The organism is Rhizobacter sp. Root404 (assembly GCF_001425865.1).
Taxonomy (GTDB): domain Bacteria; phylum Pseudomonadota; class Gammaproteobacteria; order Burkholderiales; family Burkholderiaceae_C; genus LMDS01.
Map to the genome: position 1 here is coordinate 269 of NZ_LMDS01000008.1, position 15,262 is coordinate 15,530.

At 68.5% G+C, this 15,262-nt stretch carries 17 protein-coding genes; 2 read left to right on the top strand and 15 right to left on the bottom strand.

The genetic code is table 11. The annotated features are described in order from the left end of the window. The 9 genes from pgk to ASC76_RS23370 form a co-directional block, all read right to left on the bottom strand. On the bottom strand, positions 1–240 hold a 240-nt coding region (gene pgk / locus ASC76_RS26315; RefSeq protein WP_235580570.1), incomplete at its 3' end, for a phosphoglycerate kinase. After that, positions 237–1,256 (bottom strand): type I glyceraldehyde-3-phosphate dehydrogenase, encoded by a 1,020-nt coding sequence (gene gap / locus ASC76_RS23335; protein WP_056472758.1) that lies wholly within the window; start codon positions 1,254–1,256, stop codon positions 237–239. The genes gap and pgk, both read right to left, overlap by 4 nt. 20 nt (positions 1,257–1,276) lie before the next feature. Next, the gene (gene gph / locus ASC76_RS23340) at positions 1,277–1,951 is read right to left on the bottom strand and encodes a phosphoglycolate phosphatase (RefSeq protein ID WP_056472762.1); all 675 of its coding nucleotides are present in this window, start codon (positions 1,949–1,951) and stop codon (positions 1,277–1,279) included. Positions 1,952–1,970: 19 nt separating this feature from the next. Further along, positions 1,971–4,007 (bottom strand): transketolase, encoded by a 2,037-nt coding sequence (gene tkt / locus ASC76_RS23345; protein WP_082549422.1) that lies wholly within the window; start codon positions 4,005–4,007, stop codon positions 1,971–1,973. 15 nt (positions 4,008–4,022) lie between these two features. Next, complete coding sequence (locus ASC76_RS23350; RefSeq protein ID WP_056472767.1) at positions 4,023–4,898, bottom strand: phosphoribulokinase; 876 nt, start codon at positions 4,896–4,898, stop codon at positions 4,023–4,025. A gap of 7 nt (positions 4,899–4,905) precedes the next feature. Further along, positions 4,906–5,979, bottom strand: coding sequence for a class 1 fructose-bisphosphatase (locus ASC76_RS23355; RefSeq protein WP_056472772.1), 1,074 nt, complete (start codon positions 5,977–5,979; stop codon positions 4,906–4,908). A 12-nt stretch (positions 5,980–5,991) separates the two neighbouring features. Then, positions 5,992–6,912 carry a CbbX protein gene (gene cbbX / locus ASC76_RS23360; protein ID WP_056472775.1) on the bottom strand — a complete coding sequence of 307 codons (921 nt, stop codon included), beginning with the start codon at positions 6,910–6,912 and terminating at the stop codon, positions 5,992–5,994. 36 nt (positions 6,913–6,948) lie between these two features. Further along, a complete protein-coding gene (locus tag ASC76_RS23365) occupies positions 6,949–7,383 on the bottom strand; it encodes a ribulose bisphosphate carboxylase small subunit (protein ID WP_056472777.1) in 435 nt (144 codons plus the stop codon). A 14-nt stretch (positions 7,384–7,397) separates the two neighbouring features. Then, positions 7,398–8,885, bottom strand: coding sequence for a ribulose-bisphosphate carboxylase large subunit (locus ASC76_RS23370; RefSeq protein WP_056472903.1), 1,488 nt, complete (start codon positions 8,883–8,885; stop codon positions 7,398–7,400). Between the two features lie 101 nt (positions 8,886–8,986). Here ASC76_RS23370 and ASC76_RS23375 point away from each other — a divergent pair, with 101 nt between their 5' ends. Both ASC76_RS23375 and ASC76_RS23380 read left to right on the top strand, forming a co-directional pair. After that, positions 8,987–9,922 carry a LysR family transcriptional regulator gene (locus tag ASC76_RS23375; protein ID WP_056472781.1) on the top strand — a complete coding sequence of 312 codons (936 nt, stop codon included), beginning with the start codon at positions 8,987–8,989 and terminating at the stop codon, positions 9,920–9,922. Between the two features lie 39 nt (positions 9,923–9,961). Beyond that, complete coding sequence (locus ASC76_RS23380) at positions 9,962–10,588, top strand: helix-turn-helix domain-containing protein (protein WP_056472783.1); 627 nt, start codon at positions 9,962–9,964, stop codon at positions 10,586–10,588. 12 nt (positions 10,589–10,600) lie between these two features. Here ASC76_RS23380 and ASC76_RS23385 read toward each other — a convergent pair whose 3' ends face one another. The 6 genes from ASC76_RS23385 to ASC76_RS23410 form a co-directional block, all read right to left on the bottom strand. Beyond that, a complete protein-coding gene (locus ASC76_RS23385; RefSeq protein WP_056472786.1) occupies positions 10,601–11,113 on the bottom strand; it encodes an OmpA family protein in 513 nt (170 codons plus the stop codon). 17 nt (positions 11,114–11,130) lie between these two features. Then, a complete protein-coding gene (locus ASC76_RS23390) occupies positions 11,131–12,390 on the bottom strand; it encodes a sensor domain-containing diguanylate cyclase (protein WP_056472789.1) in 1,260 nt (419 codons plus the stop codon). Between the two features lie 2 nt (positions 12,391–12,392). Continuing rightward, positions 12,393–12,956 carry a YfiR family protein gene (locus ASC76_RS23395; protein WP_157616002.1) on the bottom strand — a complete coding sequence of 188 codons (564 nt, stop codon included), beginning with the start codon at positions 12,954–12,956 and terminating at the stop codon, positions 12,393–12,395. Next, a complete protein-coding gene (locus ASC76_RS23400; protein WP_162247158.1) occupies positions 12,953–13,687 on the bottom strand; it encodes a Crp/Fnr family transcriptional regulator in 735 nt (244 codons plus the stop codon). Before ASC76_RS23400 ends, ASC76_RS23395 begins: the two co-directional genes overlap by 4 nt. 124 nt (positions 13,688–13,811) lie before the next feature. After that, on the bottom strand, positions 13,812–14,564 hold the full coding sequence (locus ASC76_RS23405) for a Crp/Fnr family transcriptional regulator (RefSeq protein ID WP_056472799.1): 753 nt from the start codon (positions 14,562–14,564) through the stop codon (positions 13,812–13,814). 159 nt (positions 14,565–14,723) lie between these two features. Beyond that, entirely contained in the window at positions 14,724–15,215 is a 492-nt protein-coding gene (locus tag ASC76_RS23410) for an Lrp/AsnC family transcriptional regulator (protein WP_056472803.1), read from the bottom strand. Positions 15,216–15,262: the final 47 nt, after the last annotated feature.

The following is a 15,262-nucleotide window of genomic DNA, read 5'->3' on the forward strand; positions in this document are numbered from 1 at the left end:
GGCGAGCGAATCCTCGGGCTTGAACGCGCCTTCGGTCGGGCGGCCCAGGTGCGAGGTGACCATCACCGCGGCGCCGGCCTTCAGCGCCAGCGCGATGCACGGGATCGACGCGCGGATGCGGGTGTCTTCGGTGATGCGGCCCGCGTCGTCCAGCGGGACGTTCAGGTCGGCGCGGATGAAGACGCGCTGGCCCTGCGCGAAGCCCGAGGCGATGACCTCGCCGAAGCGCAGCACCTTCACTGCAGGCCCCCGGCGCGGGCCAGCGCGATGCTGGTGTCGAGCATGCGGTTGGAGAAGCCCCATTCGTTGTCGTACCAGGCCGAGACCTTGACCAGCCGGCCGCTCACCTTGGTCAGGGTGCTGTCGTAGATGCTGGACGCCGGGTGGTGGTTGAAGTCGACGCTGACAAGCGGCCCATCGCTGATCGCGAGCACGCCCTTCAGCGGCCCCTCGGCGGCAGCGCGCAGGACCTGGTTCACCTCGTCGACGGTGGTGTCGCGGGCCGCGACGAAGCTGAGGTCGACGATCGAGACGTTGATCGTCGGCACCCGCAGCGCGTGGCCGTCGAGCCGGCCCTTCAGCTCGGGCAGCACCAGGCCGAGCGCGGCGGCGGCGCCGGTCTTGGTCGGGATCATGCTGTGGGTGGCGCTGCGCGCGCGGCGCAGGTCCTCGTGGTACACGTCGGTCAGCACCTGGTCGTTGGTGTAGGCGTGCACCGTCGTCATCAAGCCCGAGACCACGCCGATCGCCGCGTGCAGCGGCTGCACCAGCGGCGCCAGGCAGTTGGTGGTGCAGCTCGCGTTGCTGATCACCGTGTCGCTGCCGTTCAGCACGCCGTGGTTGACGCCGTAGACGATGGTCGCATCCACATCGGCGCCACCCGGTGCCGAGATCACGACCTTCTTCGCGCCGCCGCGCAGGTGCGCCGAGGCCTTCTCCTTCGTGGTGAACAGCCCGGTGCATTCGAGCACCACGTCGACGCCGAGCGCGTGCCAGGGCAGCTCGGCGGGGTTGCGCTGCGCGAACACGCGGATGCGGTCGCCGTCGACGACCATGCAGTCGCCATCGACGCCGATGCTGCCGGGAAACGGTCCGTGCGCGGTGTCGTACTTCGTCAGGTGCGCGTTGGTGGCGGGTTGGCCGAGGTCGTTGATCGCGACGATGCGCAGGTCGTGGGCCTTGCCGCCCTCGTAGTGGGCGCGCAGCACATTGCGGCCGATGCGGCCATAGCCATTGATGGCGACGTTGATGGTCATGGAATGCAGTGGGATCGGAGTCAGGAAAGGGTGATGTGCGTGGGGTGCGTCAGCAGTGCATCGAGGCTGTCGACCAGCCGGTCGGGCGCGTGGTCGCCGCGCAGCGCGGCGCTGTCGTAGCCGTAGCTCACGGCCCAGACCGGCACGCCGGCGTTGCGTGCGGCCTGCACGTCGATGGCCGAGTCGCCGATGAACAGCGCGTCGTCCGCCTCGACGCCGAAGGTGTCCAGCGCATGCCGCAGCACCGCCGGGTCGGGCTTGCGCACCGGCAGCGTGTCGCCCGCGACGATCAGGTCGAAGTAGCTCGTGAGGCGATGCGCGGCGAGCACGCGCTGCGTCAGCACGCTCTCCTTGTTGGTGATCAGCGCGAGGCGCATGCCCTTCGCCTGCAGGGCGTCGAGCGTCGACACGACACCGGGATAAGGTGCGCTGCGCGTGCCGCACGCGGCGGCGCAGTCGCGCTCGAAGCCGGCCCAGGCCGCGTCCACGCTCGGCGACTCGCCGCCGTCGACGTCGTGGTGGCGCAGCGCCTGGCGCAGCAGCTCGCGCGCGCCGCGACCGATCCAGGTGCGCACCTGTGCCAGCGGCACCGGCGGGCGGCCGAGGCGCGCCAGCAGGGCGTTGACGGCCGCCGCTAGCTCGGGCGCGGTGTCGATCAGCGTGCCGTCGAGGTCGAACAGGATCAGGCGCGGCATCGTGGGTCTCCCGGAAACGTCAGGCGGCACCAGCGCGCTCCGCGGCGGCGAGGCACTGCAGCGTGGCCTCGACCACGCGCTCGGCGGTCAGGCCGAAGTGGCGATACAGGTCGGCGGCGGGGGCCGACTCGCCGAAGCTCGCGATGCCGATCACCGCGCCGGAGCGGCCGACATACTTGCGCCAGAAATCGGGGTGCGCAGCCTCGACGGCCATCGCGGGCAGCGGGATCGGCAGCACCGCGTTGCGGTAGCTCGCGCTTTGCCGATCGAACACCGTGGTGCTCGGCATCGAGACCACGCGCACCGGCACGCCGCGCGCCTCGAGCTCCGCCTGCGCCTGCACGGCGAGCGCGAGTTCGGAGCCGGTCGCGATCAGCACGGCGCGCGCGCCCTGTCGGTCGCTGAGCACATAGCCGCCGCGTGCGATCCCGGCCGCGTGTTGTGCCTGGGCGGCGACCGGCAGCGTCTGGCGCGAGAGCGCGAGCACGCTCGGGCCGTCGCGCCGCTTCAGCGCACTGGCCCACGCCACCGCGGTCTCGAGCGTGTCGGCGGGCCGCCAGACATCGAGGTTCGGAATGATGCGCAGCGACGGCACGTGTTCGACCGACTGGTGGGTCGGCCCGTCCTCGCCCAGGCCGATGCTGTCGTGGGTGAAGACGTGGATCACGCGGCGCTTCATCAGCGCGGCCATGCGGATCGCGTTGCGGCTGTAGTCGCTGAAGGTCAGGAAGGTGCCCGCATACGGGATCAGTCCGCCGTGCAGCGCGATGCCGTTCATGATCGCGGCCATGCCGAACTCGCGCACGCCGTAGCTCAGGTGGTTGCCGGGTCGGTCGCGGCCCGCGGCGACGTGGCCGGTGAAGTCGGTGAGGTTCGATCCGGTCAGGTCGGCCGAGCCGCCGAACAGCTCCGGCAAGCCCGGCGCGAACGCGTTCAGCGCGAGCTGCGAGGCGCGTCGCGTGGCAACGGCCTGGGCGTCGGCGGCCAGGCGCGGCAGGACCTGCGCGACCTGCGCATCGAAGCCGGGCGGCAAGTCACCCTGCATGCGGCGCAGGAACTCGGCGCCGAGCTCCGGGTGCGCGCGCGCATACGCGGCGAAGCGCTCGGCCCAGCCGGCCTGCAGTGCCTTGCCGCTGGCGCGGGCGTCCCACGCGGCACCCAGTTCGGCAGGGATCTCGAACGGCGGATGCGACCAGCCGAGCTGCGCGCGCATCGCGGCGAGTTCGTCGGCGCCGAGCGCGGCGCCGTGCACGTCCGCGCTGCCCGCCTTGTGCGGCGCACCGCGGCCGATCGTGGTGCGGCAGCAGATCAGCGTCGGGCGGCCTTCGGGCGTCGCGGCCTGCGCGCGCGCCTGCCCGATCGCCGCGTCGACTGCCGCGGCGTCGTGGCCGTCGACCGCGGCGATCACGTTCCAGCCGTAGGCGCGGAAGCGCGCCGGTGTGTCGTCGGTGAACCAGCCTTCGACCCGGCCGTCGATCGAGATGCCGTTGTCGTCGTACAGCGCGATCAGCTTGCTCAGCCGCAGCGTGCCGGCGAGCGAGCAGGCCTCGTGGCTCACGCCTTCCATCAGGCAGCCGTCGCCGAGGAAGACCCAGGTCAGGTGGTCGACGATCGCGTGGCCGGGCCGGTTGAACTCGACCGCGAGCTGCTTCTCCGCCAGCGCCATGCCGACCGCGTTCGCCAGGCCCTGGCCGAGCGGGCCGGTGGTGGTCTCGACGCCGGGGGTTACGTCGACCTCGGGGTGACCCGGGGTCAGGCTGTGCAGCTTGCGGAAGCGCTTGATGTCGTCGATGCCGAGCGCGTAGCCGCTCAGGTGCAGCAACGCGTACAGCAGCATCGACGCATGGCCGTTCGACAGCACGAAGCGGTCGCGGTCGACCCAGTGCGGGTCGGCCGGGTTGTGGCGCAGGTGGCGGCTCCACACCACTTCGGCCATCTCGGCCATGCCCATCGGTGCGCCGGGGTGGCCGCTCCTGGCGTGCTCGACGGCGTCGGCGGCGAGCACGCGGAGTGCGTCGGCCATGCGGCGGCGCAACTGAGGATCAGTCGTTGTCATCGGGGTCTCCGGAGGTCAGGCGGCGCGGCGCTTCTGGTCCATCAGGCGCAGGATCATCGGCGTGAAGATCAGCTGCATCGCCAGGCCCATCTTCCCGCCGGGGACGACGAGGTTGTTGGGTCGGGACATGAAGGAGTCGTGCAGCATGCCGAGCAGGTAAGAGAAGTCGATGCCCTTCGGGTTGGCGAAGCGGATCACGACCAGACTCTCGTCCGCGCTCGGGATGTCCTTGGCGATGAACGGGTTCGAGGTGTCGACCGTCGGCACGCGCTGGAAGTTGACGTGGGTGCGGCTGAACTGCGGGCAGATGTGGTTCACGTAGTCGGGCATGCGGCGCAGGATCGTGTCGGTCACCGCCTCGGGACTGTAGCCGCGCAGGTTCTGGTCGCGGTGCAGCTTCTGGATCCACTCGAGGTTGATGACCGGCACCACACCCACGAGCAGATCGACATGCCGCGCCACGTCGGTCGTGCCGTGCTCGAAGCCGCCGTGCAGGCCCTCGTAGAACAGCAGGTCGCTGCCGTCGATCATCGGTTGCCACGGCGTGAACGTGCCGGGCTCGCCGCCGAGTTCCTTGGCCTCGCCGGCGTCGTGGATGTAGCGCCGGACCTGGCCGGTGCCGCTCTCGCCGTAGCTCTGGAAGACTTCGGCGAGCGTGTCGAGCAGGTTGGACTCGGGCCCGAAGTGGCTGATCTGCGGCCCTTCGCCGGCATCGGCGCGGCGCACGCGCTCGCGCATCTCGGCGCGGTCGTAGCGGTGGAACGAATCGCCTTCGAGCACCTGCGCGCGGATCTTTTCGCGGCGGAAGATGTGCGTGAAGCTCTTCATCACGGTCGTGGTGCCGGCACCGGACGAACCGGTCACGGCGATGATGGGGTGACGTGTGCTCATGGAACTCTCAGGCCAGCGCACCGAACAGCGAGCGCTCGTTGAACAGGGGCGAGGCGAACGGGCGATCGGTGCCCGCGTCGAACTCGGCGTGGTAGCGGTCGATGCGCTCGACTTCCTCGCGCGAGCCGAGGATCACGGGCACGCGCTGGTGCAATCCCTCGGGCTGCACGTCGAGCAGGCGCGCGCGTCCGGTGGAGGCGGCACCGCCGGCCTGCTCGATCAGCATCGCGATCGGATTGGCCTCGTAAAGCAGGCGCAGGCGGCCGGGCTTGGAGGCGTCCTTGGTGTCGCGCGGGTACATGAAGACGCCGCCGCGCATCAGGATGCGGTGCACCTCGGCGACCATCGAGGCGATCCAGCGCATGTTGAAATCGCGCCCGCGCTCGCCGCTGCGGCCGTCCTGGCACTCGGCCACATAGCGCTTCACCGGCGCTTCCCAGAAGCGCGCGTTGCTGGTGTTGATCGCGAACTCGCTGGTCTGTGCCGGGATCAGCAGGTGCGGGTGGGTCAGGATGAAGTTGCCGATCTCGCGGTCGAGCGTGAACCCATGGGTGCCGGTGCCGACGCTGAGCACCAGCATCGTCGCCGGGCCGTAGATCGCGTAGCCGGCGGCGACCTGCGTGCGGCCGGGCTGCAGGAAGTCGGCCGTCGCCGGCGCGGCGGTCGCGTCGTGGCGCAGCACCGAGAAGATGGTGCCGACCGAGACGTTCACGTCGGTGTTCGACGAGCCGTCGAGCGGGTCGAACACCAGCAGGTAGCGGCCGCGCGCGTACTCGCTCGGCACCGCGTGCGGCTCGTCGAGTTCCTCGGAAGCCATGCCCGCGACCAGCCCGCCCCACTCGCAGCTGCGGATCACGGCCTCGTTGGCGAGTACGTCGAGCTTCTTCTGGGTCTCGCCCTGGACGTTGCGGTTGTCGAGCTCGCCGAGGAAGCCGCCGAGCGCGCCCTTGGCGGTCATCGCGGCGATCGCCTTGACGGCGGCGGCGACGTCGACCAGCAGCGCGCCGAGGTCGTTGGCGCCCTCGACGTTCTTCAGTTGCTGGATCAGGAATTTCGACAGCGTGGTGCGTCCGAGATGCATGTGATTTCTACCTCATTCCTTGTTCGTGGACGCGGCCTGGAAGACACGGCTCGCGAGAATGTCGGCCGGCAGCAGCGTCGTCAGGTCGTCGCGCGTCAGCCTGCGCTCGCGGTCGACGAAGAGGCGGCTCGCCTGGCGCAAGCGCGAGCGATCGAGTGCGTTGCGCACGCTGCGGGCGTTCGCAAAGTGCGGCTGCGCGATGCGGCGTTCGAGATAAGCTGCGAAGGCCTCGCGCGCGCCGTCGCCGAAGCTGTAGTTCATGCCGGTCAGCATGCGGTCGGCGATCTGCACCAACTCGTCTTCGGCGTAATCGGGAAAGTCCAGGTGATGCGCAATGCGCGAGGACAGGCCGGGGTTGGACTTGAAGAAGGTGTCCATGCGGTCCTTGTAGCCGGCGACGATGACGACCAGATCGTCGCGCTGGTTCTCCATGACTTGCAGCAGGATCTCGATCGCCTCCTGCCCGTAGTCGCGTTCGTTCTCGGGGCGATACAGGTAATACGCCTCGTCGATGAAGAGCACACCGCCCATCGCCCTCTTCAGCACTTCCTTGGTCTTGGGCGCGGTGTGGCCGATGTACTGGCCGACCAGGTCGTCACGTGTCACGCTCACGACATGGCCCTTGCGCACGTAGCCGAGCCGATGAAGGATCTCTGCCATGCGCATCGCCACCGTCGTCTTGCCGGTGCCCGGGTTGCCGGTGAAGCTCATGTGCAACGACGGGGCGACATTGCCGCCCGCGGCTGCAAGCCCGAGGTTCAGACGCAACTTGTCGATCACGAGCAGCGCCGCGATGTCGCGGACGCGGGCCTTGACCGGCGCGAGGCCGATCAGGTCCGTATCGAGTTCGTCCATCACCGCTTCGACCTGGCTTTGCGCAAGAACATCGCTCACGGTGACTGCGGTCGACGTGGCCTGGCCTTCCTGGGACATCGCATTCACGTCGCGGCTCCTTCGTCGGCAGACGATCTAGTAACGCTCGCCTTCGGGCTTGTCGGTCGCGTAGGACGAGATGCGGTAATGCACCTGCCGGCCGTCGCCCTCCTGGCGCGCCAGACCGAAGCCCGGCTCTTTCGGCGGTCGGTTGACGATGAACGACATGCGCGGCGATTCCACCCCCTGCGTCGAATCGAAGGCCGTGACGCGAACGTAGTGGTTCGGGAACGTCTTGCGGCAGCTGTTGATCTCCATCAGGATGCCGGCGGGATCCTTCAGGTCGAACATCGGGTTGCCGAACATCTCCCAATACGTGTTGCGCGGGTGCGGGTCGTCGGTGTATTCGACGCCGACTGCGTAGTTGTTCTTCAGCGCGTACTCGATCTGCTTGCCGATCTGCGCGTCGGTCAGGTCGGGCAGGTACGAGAACTGGCCCTGCGTCACGCGGTTGCCGTGGTTGGTCATCATGGTGTGGTCTCCTTTCAGGTCGACATCGACGGCGTCGGCACGAAGTCCGCAGTGTCGGTGGATTCGTAGTTGAAACTGATTTCGCCCCAGGTATCGATCGCCGCCTTCAGTGGCGAGCACCACTTGGCGGCGTCCTTCAGGATCTGCGGGCCCTCGTTCCAGATGTCTCGGCCTTCGTTGCGCGCCAGCACCATGGTTTCGAGCGCCACGCGATTCGCCGTCGCACCGGCCTGGATGCCCTGCGGGTGGCCGATCGTGCCGCCACCGAACTGCAACACCACGTCGTCGCCGAGGTAGGTCAGCAACTGGTGCATCTGGCCGGCGTGGATGCCACCCGAAGCGACCGGCATCACCTTGTTCAGCGAGGCCCAGTGCTGCTCGAAGAACAAACCCTTCTCCAGTTGGACCGGGGTGTGCGTGTCGAGCAAGGTGTCGTAGAAGCCGCGGATCATCGCCGGGTCGCCCTCGAGCTTCCCGACCACCGTGCCGGCGTGGATGTGGTCGACGCCTGCCATGCGCATCCACTTGCAGATCACGCGGAAGTTCATGCCGTGGTTCTTCTGCCGCGAGTAGGTGCTGTTGCCCGCGCGGTGCAGGTGAAGAATCATGTCGTTCTTGCGCGCCCACAGCGCCATGCTCTGAATCGCGGTGTAGCCGATCACCAGGTCGATCATGATGATCACCGAGCCCAGGCTCTTCGCAAACTCGGCGCGTGCGTACATCTCCTCCATCGTGCCTGCGGTGACGTTCAGGTAGTGGCCCTTGACCTCGCCGCTGGCCGCGCTCGCCTTGTTGACGGCTTCCATGCAGTAGAGGAAGCGATCACGCCAGTGCATGAAGGGCTGCGAGTTGATGTTCTCGTCGTCCTTCATGAAATCGAGGCCGCCCTTCAGGCCTTCGTAGACGACACGGCCGTAGTTCCGGCCCGACAGGCCGAGCTTGGGCTTGGTCGTCGCGCCGAGCAGCGGGCGGCCGAATTTGTCGAGGCGCTCGCGCTCGACAATGACGCCTGTTGCCGGGCCCTGAAACGTCTTCAGGTAGGCCACCGGAATGCGCATGTCTTCCAGACGCAGCGCCTTCACCGCCTTGAAGCCGAACACGTTGCCGATGATCGACGCCGTCAGGTTCGCGATCGAGCCGCCTTCAAACAGGTCGATGTCATACGCGATGTAGGCGAAGTACTGCGCCTCGGTCTTTGTGCCCACGCCGGTGTTGGGCACCGCGTCGACACGGAAGGCCTTGGCGCGGTAGAGGTCGCAGGCTGTCAGGCGGTCGGTCCACACCACCGTCCAGGTGGCGGTGGACGATTCGCCGGCCACGGCCGCAGCGCACTCTTCGGCATCGACGCCTTCTTGTGGCGTGATGCGGAACAGGGCAATGAGGTCGGTCTCCTTCGGGACGTAGTCGGGCTGCCAGTAGCCCATTTGCTTGTATTTGAGGACGCCAGCGGTGTATCGCTTCTTGACGTCTGTCATCATGCCGTCTTCGATTGGTTTGTTCATCGCCGCGTCCTCCATTGGTTGTGCGTTGAGATGCACTGTAGAAAGAGGCTCGCCATCGGGGAAGTCACGTGTTTTGACCGCTCGGGTAAGGAACGCTGAAGATGAAGAACGTGACGATGCGGCAGCTGCGCATCTTCTCGGCCGTGGCTCAGCACCTGAGCTTTGCGCGGGCGGCGGAGTCGCTGCACCTGACGCCGCCCGCGGTCTCGATGCAGGTCAAGGAGCTCGAGGTCAGTGTCGGCCTGCCGCTGTTCGACCGCACCGGTCGACGCGTGAGCCTCACGACCACCGGCGAGTACATGCTTTCGTACGCCCGCCGCGTGCTGGCCGTCATGAAGGATGCGGAGGACACGATCGCGCGCTTTCGCGGCCTGACTGGCGGGCAGTTGTCGATCGGCATGGTCAGCACGGCCGAGTACTTCCTGCCGCAGTTCCTCGCGCGCTTCCGTGACGAGCACCCCGGCGTCGCGCTGTGCCTGCGCGTGGGCACGCGCGAGCAGGTGGTCGCGCTGATGCAGGGCAACGAAGTGGACCTCGCGATCATGGGCCGGCCGCCGAAGGAGTGGGCGACCCGCGCGGAGCCGTTCGCGCTGCACCCGCACGTCGTCGTCACCGCGGTGGACCACCCGTTCGTGCGCCAGGGGCGGGTGCAGGCGCTGGCCCTCGCCGGCGAGGCGTTCATCATCCGCGAGCAGGGCTCGGCCACACGGGCGCTGCTCGAGACCTACATGCAGCAGCATCGTGTCGAGATGCGCGCGACGATGGAGATGACGAGCAACGAGGCCATCAAGCAGGCGGTGATGGCGGGCATGGGGATCGGCTTCATGTCGGCCCACACGATCGCGCTGGAACTGCAGTGCGGCCTGATCGCAACGCCCGATGTCGAGGGCCTGCCGGTGGTGCGGCGCTGGCACGTCGTGCACAACCTGGGCAAGACGCTGTCCCCGGCGGCCGAGGCGTTCCGCTATTTCACGCTCGAACACGGCGAGGGTTTTCTTGCAGAGCGCTTCGGCCAGGCGCTCCCGGCCGCCCGCTGACCGGGCGCCGATCACCGGCCTCCCCTACACTGCGCCGCTGTGAACGACGCCAACGCCCCCGACGCGCGCACCTCCGTCTCGACCACCGAGGCGGCGGCGCTGCTCGGCGTTTCCAAGCCGACCGTGCAGCGCTGGGTCGACCGCGGTCACCTGAAGGCGTGGAAGACCGTCGGGCACCACCGCCGCATCGAACTGGCCAGCGTGCTGGCGTTCATCGCCGAGAAATCGGCCGGGGAGGTCGCGCCGATGCCACGGAGCGCCGCGCCGCGCGCGCTGACCGTGCTGATCGTGGACGACAGCCCGGAGGACCGCACGCTGCTGCGTGCGCTGGCCGTGCGCGTCCTGTTCGGCGCCACCGTCGACGAGGCGGACGACGGCTTCGCGGCGCTGGTCGCGATCGGCCGGCAGGTGCCGGACGTGCTCATCACCGACATCATGATGCCGCACATGGACGGCCTGGAGATGCTGCGCCATGTCTGTGCGCTCGAGACCGGGCGCCCGCGCGTGATCGTCGCGGTGTCGAATCTGGCGCCGGCGCGCATCGCCGAGCTCGGTGGCGTGCCCAAGGACGTGCTGCTGCTGCGCAAGCCGGTGTCGGAGGCCGCGCTGCTCGGCGCGATGGGACGCTCGGGTCTGGTCGCCGGGCTGCCCGACGCGTCGACCTGAGCCGCACGGCCCTCAGGCGAAGGGCACCAGCAGCACGGCGCGGCGGTTCTGGCGGCGGCCGGCCTCGGTCGTGTTCGGAGCCACCGGCCGGCTGGCGCCGAAGGCCCGCTTGATCGTCTTCTCGCGCGACATGCCGCGGGCGATCAACGCCTCGGCGACGACCTCGGCGCGGCGCTCCGAGAGGCGCTGGTTGTAGTCGTCGGTGCCCTGGTTGTCGGAGTGGCCGTCGACCGTGAGGCCGTCGATGCCCACGCTCATCAGCATCCGCGCGATCCGGGTCAGCGTCGCGTCCACCTCGGGCGACAGCGTCGCGGCGTCGACCGCGAACGGCACGCGGGCCGCCAGATCGAATTCCCAGGCATCGGCGCCTTCGGTGAAGCCGAGCGTGTTGAGGGCGGCCTTCTGTTCGGACGTGAGCTTTCCGGTGGGGAGCGACGCGCAACCCGATGCGATCGTCGCGATGCTGGCGGCCAGGGCCAGCCAGTGGCGGCGGTTCAGGGAATGGACGGGACGGCGCAGAAGCATGGCGTGAGCTCCAGGGGTCAATGGCCTGCCGATTCGGGGCTGCGCGGCAGGGATCGGGCGACCCGCGCGGCGTTCTTCGCGCGGTACATGGCGTCGTCCGCGGCCTGGATCAGCGTCATCACGGAGTCGGCGTGGTCCGGGTAGACGGCCACGCCGATGCTGACGCCGATCAGGTGAAGGTCACCGTTCGGCAATCGGATCGGGATCTCGAGCGCCCGGTTGATCCGATCGGTGAGGTGCGCGGCGTCGACGTCGGCGTCGGGCGGGTTCAGCACGACGACGAACTCGTCGCCGCCGACACGGGCGATGAAATCGGACTGGCGGATCGACCCACGCAGGCGCTCGGCCAGCTCGATCAGCACCCGGTCGCCGGTGGCGTGGCCGTAGGTGTCGTTGATCTCCTTGAACCGGTCGGTGTCGATGAAGGCCAGGCCGGCGCGGCGCTTCGTCAGCGCGCATTCGGCGACGACGTTCGCGAGGTGCTCGAACAGGTAGGCGCGGTTCGGCAGGCGCGTCAGCGGGTCGTGCAGGCTCGCGGCGCGCAGCGATTCGTTGGCCCGCTCGAGGCCGGCGTGGCTCAGGCGAATCATTTCCTGGTGCGCCTGGAGCTCGGCCAGGAACGCGTTGAAGTCCTCGGCGAGTGCGTTGATCTCGCGCAGCGAACTGCCGCTGGCGCGGCGATCGAATGCGCGGTTCTCGCGGATCTCCCGCGTCAGCGTGGCCAGCGCGTCGATCGGCTGGACCAGGGCGCGGCTCACGCTGCGGGAGTAGCGGCGCACGACCACGGCGAGCACCGCCAGGCAGGCGACCAGCGACATCAGCGACCAACCCGCGTATTGCAGCAACGTGCGGCCGTTGGAGCGCACCGCGAGGATGCCCAACGTGTCCTCGCCGTCGCCGAAGGCGGTGGTTGCGGCGGCGGGCACGAGCCACCGCGCCACTTGTCGCGCGACTTGCCCGCCGACACTGCGGACCGGCCGCTCGAAGTGCATCCATTGCCGTCCGCGCCGGTCGGTGATGGTCACTTCGGCCAGTTGCGCGCGGTCGGCCATCTGCTCGAGCAGGGCGCGCATGGCCGTCCGGTCGTCGAAGCGCAGTGCCGGCTCGCCGGCCACGGCGAGCGACTGGGCCACCAGCATCATCGCCCGGTCTTCGTAGGCGCGCGACGCATAGAGGCCGGCGGTGGCGAGCAACAGGCCGACGCAGGCGATCGTGAAGGTGGCGATCCGCCACTGGCCGCGACGGACCAGGTTGGCGACGTGGGTCGGCGCACGCATGGTCATTTCGCGGCGTTGCGCTGCTGGGTCAGCCGCAGCAGCTGCGGGTTGATCCGCATGCCGCTGCGCGAGATCGAATCGAGGTTGGCGCGGATCTGCAGCTTTCCGCTCGAGCTGTCGAGGCAGAACATGCCGCCGAGCGAACAGAACTCCTCGTCGAAACCGATCGTCAGCACCGGCCGGTCCAGCACGCCCAGCAGCATGCCGCGCCACTGCATCGGGGAGGTGCTGGTCACCAGCACGACGTGGCACTCGGTGGCGTCGATCGGCGTGCCGGCCATGAGGCGCCGGTTCGACACCGCGATCGCGACGGCACCTTCTCTCGGCTCGGTGACCGCGCGGGTGAAGGCGGCTTCGGTCGCGGCATCGAGCGTATCGCTGAGGCACAGACGTACCGGCACCATCGCCTGCGACCAGCGCGTGTACTGAACGATGCCGCGCACGATGTAGGCCACGTCGGGCGCGCGCTGGAGCGTCAGCGCAGGCGATTCCGACTGCGCCCACGCGAACGCCGGGCCGCCCACCGCCATCGCCACGGCGGCAAGTGCGTGTGCCAGTCGGATCAATTGACGTGCGCCGAGCGGCCTGCGGCCATGCGCAGCGCCCCGCGGTCCAGGATCGTCAGCGAGTTGTAGTCCGGCGAGACGACGCCGGAGCGGTGCAGGGACTGCAACTCGCGGTTGATGCTCTGCCTGGACACCTGGAGCATCGCCGCGAGGTCTTCCTGGGTCAGGCGCAGGCGCAGGCTCTGCTTGGCGCCGTCCGACACGCCGTGTTGGGTAGCGAGACGGTCGATCGTGGCGGTCAGACGCTGCCTCAAGCCGCCGACGAAGCGGTCGATCAGACCGTCGAAGGCCTCGCGCTGCTCGCGCAGTGCCATGCGCAGGGCGTCCTTCCAGAGGGAGGGATCGGTCTCGAGCACGCGCATCAGCGCGGAGGCCGGGATGTGGACGATGACCGCGTCGCTGTGCGCCACGTAGTCGAAATAGGAGCTGTCCTGGACGCCGAGCGCCTGGGTCATCTCGACGACCTGCCCCGGGCCGATCACGTCGAACGACGAGCGGGAGCCGACCGCATCGATGCGGCGCGCGAGCATGTAGCCGGAGATCACCGCCAGAACGACCGGAATCTCGGCGTCGGGGCTGGCGATCAGGTCGCCGCGTTCGTAGCGCTTGAGCTGCGCTGCGGCGGAGAGATCGCTGAGGCACCGCTCGGGCCAGCGCGAAAAGCCCTCGGTCCAGCGCAAGGAGCGTTCGATCAGCGTGCGTTCGTCTTTTTGACCATGTGTTCTGTTCATCAGGCACCTCGTACCGCGCATCTGGAGCAGGCTGCGCTTCGGCTGTCGACCGCAAGAGCAGCGGCCGTGTCGAATTCTGAACAAATGATTCAAAAAGATCAAAACGATTAATAGGCACTTTTCCCTACAAATCTGCCCGCCGACGCTCGTCCGGGCTGCGTCCGTGCCGCGCCACGAACTGCAGGGCGGGCCGGTCCAGGATCTTCAGCGAGTTGTAGTCGGCGGCGAGGACGCCGTTGCCTGCCAGCGCGCGGAGTTCGCGGTTGACGGTCTGGCGCGATACCTGGAGCAGGTCAGCCAGGTCCTCCTGGGACAGGCGCAGGCGCAGGCTGCCGTCGGCGCCTTCGGACAGGCCGTAGGTCGAAGCCAGCCGGTCGACGGTGGCGGCGATCCGCTGCCGGGTGCCGCCGAGCGCACGGTCCATCAGGCTGGCGCTCAGATCGCGTTGCTGACGCAGCAGCATCAGCAGCATCGGCCGCCAGCGCTGCGGCTCGGAATCGAGCAGCCCGGTCAGCAGCGCCGTGGGGATGTGGATCGTGGTGGCATCGCTGTGGGCGTGGAACTCCAGCGCCGGGCTGCCACCCAGCTGCAGGCGGCCGGTCGCCAGCACCGTGCCCGCACCCACCAGGCCCACGGCGTAGCGGGTGCCCTCGCTCGCGATCGTGCGGACCATCAATTGCCCCGTGACGACGGCCAGGGTCTGGCGAGGGGGCAGCGCGTCGCTCGCGACCAGTTCCCGGCGCGGATGCCGGGCCAGTCGCGAGCCGGCGGCCAGTTGCTTCAGCGCCTGCGGCGTCCAATCGGAGAAGCCCTCGGTCCAGCGCAGTGAGTGCTCGATCAATGCAAGATCGGCGGCCGCTTCGTTCGAGAGATCCATGGGCATCTGTCCGCAGTCGTGACGGCATCGTCCTGCGCTTCGTCACCCATGGGCAGCCCCGGTGGCAAGAAGTGGGGAGCCGGTCAACAAATTGGCATGGCCGTTGCCGCGACGAATCTGCTGTAGACCTGGGGATTGACCGGCGAAACCGCCCGACGATCAGGCCGGCAGCCCGATCGGCAGCGCGATCTCCGACTTGATTTCGCGCAGCACGATGCTCGAGCGCACGTGGGTCACGCCGGGCAGCTTGAAGATCGTCTCGTGCAGGAAGCGCTCGTAGTGCTTGATGTCGGGCGCGAGCACGGTCATCAGGTAGTCGGACTGTCCGGTCGTGGCCTGGCAGCGCGCAATGTACGGGCTGGCCGCGATCGCCTGCTCGAAACGCTGCACCAGCTCCTCGTTGTGGTGGGTCAGGTTGACCTCGACCATCACGGTCAGGTGCAGGCCCACCTTCTCCGGGTCGACCAGCGCGGTGTAGCCGCGGATCACGCCGGCCGCCTCCATGTCCTTCACGCGTTTCCAGCACGGCGTGGGCGACAGGCCGACGGCGGCGGACAGCTGCTGCACCGTCTGGCGGGAATCGCGCTGCAATTCGGAGAGGATCTTCAGGCTGTAGCCGTCCAGAAGAACAGAACCATCGTTCTTGGCCATTTCGCTTCTTGTTTGTGCTGAAAACAGGGGTTGACCTTAGCGCATTC

What these genes read in the sequence shown, in the direction of transcription:
- ASC76_RS23385 (WP_056472786.1), bottom strand. Translation starts at nt 11,113, where the DNA reads ATGCTTCTGCGCCGTCCCGTCCATTCCCTGAACCGCCGCCACTGGCTG.
- cbbX (WP_056472775.1), bottom strand. Translation starts at nt 6,912, where the DNA reads ATGTCCCAGGAAGGCCAGGCCACGTCGACCGCAGTCACCGTGAGCGAT.
- ASC76_RS23365 (WP_056472777.1), bottom strand. Translation starts at nt 7,383, where the DNA reads ATGATGACCAACCACGGCAACCGCGTGACGCAGGGCCAGTTCTCGTAC.
- ASC76_RS23400 (WP_162247158.1), bottom strand. Translation starts at nt 13,687, where the DNA reads ATGAACAGAACACATGGTCAAAAAGACGAACGCACGCTGATCGAACGC.
- ASC76_RS23350 (WP_056472767.1), bottom strand. Translation starts at nt 4,898, where the DNA reads ATGAGCACACGTCACCCCATCATCGCCGTGACCGGTTCGTCCGGTGCC.
- tkt (WP_082549422.1), bottom strand. Translation starts at nt 4,007, where the DNA reads ATGACAACGACTGATCCTCAGTTGCGCCGCCGCATGGCCGACGCACTC.
- gap (WP_056472758.1), bottom strand. Translation starts at nt 1,256, where the DNA reads ATGACCATCAACGTCGCCATCAATGGCTATGGCCGCATCGGCCGCAAT.
- ASC76_RS23355 (WP_056472772.1), bottom strand. Translation starts at nt 5,979, where the DNA reads ATGCATCTCGGACGCACCACGCTGTCGAAATTCCTGATCCAGCAACTG.
- ASC76_RS23405 (WP_056472799.1), bottom strand. Translation starts at nt 14,564, where the DNA reads ATGGATCTCTCGAACGAAGCGGCCGCCGATCTTGCATTGATCGAGCAC.
- ASC76_RS23375 (WP_056472781.1), top strand. Translation starts at nt 8,987, where the DNA reads ATGAAGAACGTGACGATGCGGCAGCTGCGCATCTTCTCGGCCGTGGCT.
- ASC76_RS23410 (WP_056472803.1), bottom strand. Translation starts at nt 15,215, where the DNA reads ATGGCCAAGAACGATGGTTCTGTTCTTCTGGACGGCTACAGCCTGAAG.
- ASC76_RS23370 (WP_056472903.1), bottom strand. Translation starts at nt 8,885, where the DNA reads ATGAACAAACCAATCGAAGACGGCATGATGACAGACGTCAAGAAGCGA.
- gph (WP_056472762.1), bottom strand. Translation starts at nt 1,951, where the DNA reads ATGCCGCGCCTGATCCTGTTCGACCTCGACGGCACGCTGATCGACACC.
- ASC76_RS23390 (WP_056472789.1), bottom strand. Translation starts at nt 12,390, where the DNA reads ATGCGTGCGCCGACCCACGTCGCCAACCTGGTCCGTCGCGGCCAGTGG.